Origin of the sequence: Prevotella sp. TCVGH (assembly GCF_023522295.1) — a bacterium.
Taxonomy (GTDB): domain Bacteria; phylum Bacteroidota; class Bacteroidia; order Bacteroidales; family Bacteroidaceae; genus Prevotella; species Prevotella timonensis.
On sequence record NZ_QFFX01000117.1, the window covers coordinates 1 to 3,278 of the forward strand.

At 40.2% G+C, this 3,278-nt stretch carries 3 protein-coding genes; all 3 read right to left on the reverse strand.

The annotated features are described in order from the left end of the window. Window positions 1-354 precede the first annotated feature (354 nt). From DEM91_RS12255 to DEM91_RS12265, 3 genes are read right to left on the reverse strand one after another with little or no spacing between them, the layout of a single operon-like run. Entirely contained in the window at window positions 355-1,116 is a 762-nt protein-coding gene (locus tag DEM91_RS12255) for an MBL fold metallo-hydrolase (RefSeq protein ID WP_195254055.1), read from the reverse strand. Further along, a complete protein-coding gene (gene murB, locus DEM91_RS12260) occupies window positions 1,113-2,126 on the reverse strand; it encodes a UDP-N-acetylmuramate dehydrogenase (protein ID WP_249859095.1) in 1,014 nt (337 codons plus the stop codon). The genes DEM91_RS12255 and murB overlap by 4 nt, the downstream gene beginning before the upstream one ends. A gap of 9 nt (window positions 2,127-2,135) precedes the next feature. Further along, on the reverse strand, window positions 2,136-3,017 hold the full coding sequence (locus DEM91_RS12265; protein ID WP_249859096.1) for a DUF4348 domain-containing protein: 882 nt from the start codon (window positions 3,015-3,017) through the stop codon (window positions 2,136-2,138). Window positions 3,018-3,278: the final 261 nt, after the last annotated feature.

Consider the following 3,278-nt stretch of genomic DNA (forward strand, 5'->3'; position numbering starts at 1 on the left):
TGATGCAAAGATAACAAATACTTATGAAATTATGTGCATGAAGAGAGAGGGATGCAACTGGGTTTTACGACTGACCCTAAAGAAGTTGCTTCAACAATATCGTTAGAGAGCCCTTGTAAACCAAGATATTATCGATTTTAGGCATAAAAAAAGAGTACCGCTGTACTCTCAATCTTGTTAACCTTAAATCTAATACTATGAAAAACACATTGCAAAGTTACAAAATATAATGAGAGTTGCAATTCTTTTAAAAAGAAATGTTTGAATTATAACGCTTTTTAACCGTATTAAAGATATTTTTGTCCATTATTTGCCACAAACTTCGTCTTTTTGTCTAAAATAAGTTCATTTCGCTTACACTTCAATTTGCAACCCGTCATAAGCTAACTGGATGCCATCAGGTAATTGAAGATTCACATCATGGTGTAATCCTACACCATGACTCATGTGAACCAAATAAGTTTGTTTTGCACCTACACGATTCGAAAACTCAATCGTTTCCGCTACAGTCATGTGTGAATGGTGCTGCGGTTCATAGCGCAAAGCATTTACCACTAAGGTTTTGACTCCTGATAAAAAAGGCATCTCTTCGTCTCGAATAGTTTTCATATCCGTGATATAAGCAAAGCTACCGAAACGAAACCCCAAGATAGGCAGCTTGTGATGCATTACTTGAAACGGCATGATGTCTATGTCACCAACGCGCAACTCTTGATGTGGTTGAACAACATGTAATTCCAATAAAGGAACACCTGGATAAAGATGAGCACCAAAACAATATGGCATGGTGCGATGCAATGCCTCAGCAGTCGGTTCATCGGCATAGATTTGAAGAGAATCGAAAACGCAAAAAGGTCGCAAATCATCTATTCCTGCCACATGGTCATAATGAATATGCGTTAAAAGGACGGCATCAAGAGGCTGAAAAGGAAAAGGCATTAGCTGTTGACGAATATCGGGACCACAGTCGATGAGTATGCGCGTAGTGTCTGTTTCTAAGAGTGCAGCTGTACGTAACCGTTTGTCATGTGGATCGTGACTCTCACAAACGGCGCAATGACACCCCAACGAAGGGACGCCACCCGATGTTCCTGTTCCTAAAAATGTAAGTTTCATAGAATGTTTACCTCTGGATGAATGGCGATGCCAAAGCGCTCGCTGACGTCTTTTTGGATTTCTTTACACAGACGTTCAATATCACTTCCCGATGCTCCTCCACAATTCACCAGCACCAAAGCCTGTTTGTCATGTACCCCAGCACGTCCTAAAGTTTTGCCTTTCCAACCACATTGCTCTATCAACCAGCCTGCTGGGATTTTTACAGACAATCCATCTATTTGATAATGCGGCATTTTCGGGTATCGAACTGCCAACGCTTGGTATTGCTGTATGCCCACGATTGGATTCATAAAGAAGCTTCCCGCATTGCCCTGCACTTTAGGATCAGGGAGTTTTGCCTGTCGAATGGCAATAATGGTGTCTCGTAACTGCTGTGGTGTAGGATGTTCAATGCCTTTGCGCTGCAACTCGAACTGGATGTTACCATAATCCAAATGGGGAGAATAGGTACAGTTGAACTTCAATTCAACAGAAATAATCACATATTTATTTTTCCACTCACCCTTAAATTTACTATAGCGGTAAGCGTATTGACAATCAGCATTGGTAAAGGTCACCTCATGACCTGTGGCTATTTCTACGGCATTAATAGCTTGAATAAAGTCCTTTACCTCACAACCATAAGCACCAATATTTTGCACTGCTGCTGCGCCAACGGTGCCAGGAATGAGGGAAAGATTTTCCAATCCATAAGCTTTTTGCTCCACACAAGCCGCCACCAAATCATCCCATATAACCCCACTACCCGCCTTTACGGTAGCAATACTGTCTTTTATCTTGATGTCAACGAATTGAATTCGAGAGTGCAAAACTGTCCCTTCAAAATCTTTCGTAAGCAACAGGTTACTCCCCTCTCCCAGTGGCATGAAAGGTTCATCTTGTGGTGTCAATGTGGATAACGCCTGCTGTAGCTCTTCTTTCGAATCAAAAGCAATGAAACGTCTACACCGTGCATCAATGCCAAATGTATTATGCTGTTGTAAACTGTAATTTTTTCGATCTAACATCCTGTCATTTTAACTATTAAATTTCATCAACTTCCACCCATCTTTTCGATGCCTGAAAAGCATAATCACCTCTAAGTCTGTTGCAATACCGCGAACCACGAACAATTTTTGTTTACCAGCAACATGTTTTTGTCCATACATGATGTTGTAAATAGTGCCTTTTGGAATGATAGGTGGCTTAAATCCTGGCCACTGTTCAGGGACAATAGAGCCCGTAATTGTTCCAAAATCATCATCAGGATCGGGTGCTGTAAATTCAACAGTTTCATTCAAACTCTTGATTTGAAAAGCACTGTCTACAGCAAATCGTTGATAAAAGTTTAGAAAGGAACCATTCACACTCTCATGAATAGGTTGGTAAATAATGGACGTCAGCATAAATTCGCCATTAATTCGTTCAAATTGATACTGCTTAATGGTCTTGATAGGAAATAATATTTTTTCTACCGTGACATTCTTCACCGTAGTGTCTTTTACAACTTCCATCTGCTTGAATCTGTCAAAAATCAATGTAAAATAGCCTTGCTTCATAAAGAAGTAGTCCATTTTCCACTGATTTTTTGTAATGGTGCGTTCTTGCTTACCATTCTTCATGACGGGTAAGGGGAATTTGATGCGCTTGTATTGCAGCTTCTTGTTGGCAGCAAAGTTAAAGAAGAAGTCATCAAACAACTCATCTGCCGATTTGGACATCGGCGATTCGGCAATAATGTTCGACAGCGTATCGTCCTCAAGGGTATCAGTTGTCGCAGAGTCTACCGCAAGGGTGTCCACCGCTGTTGGCTTTTTATCGAAACAACCAGCAGTTGAAAACAGCAAAGCTATCAACACAAAAAAAACTAAGGCAACAAAAGTTGCTTTTCTCAACAGATTATTTTTCTCTTTTATCATGGTCTCTCAAATTTCATCTTAAAACGAATTACTTGGTGTCAAACATACTTCATCTTATTGATTGTTGACGGAGTGGGCGTACTGTTCATACGTCCCTTTAACCATTCTTATGCAAATTTACTACTTAATTTTGAGATAAGTCGTGTTTTTAATGTAAAAATATTACCTTTGCAAAGAGGAAATTATATAAGTTACTATGTTTGCAAAGGCTAACACACGGAGACAAGTCGGATGCCGCTCTTCGGAGGCTTCGCGCCTCCG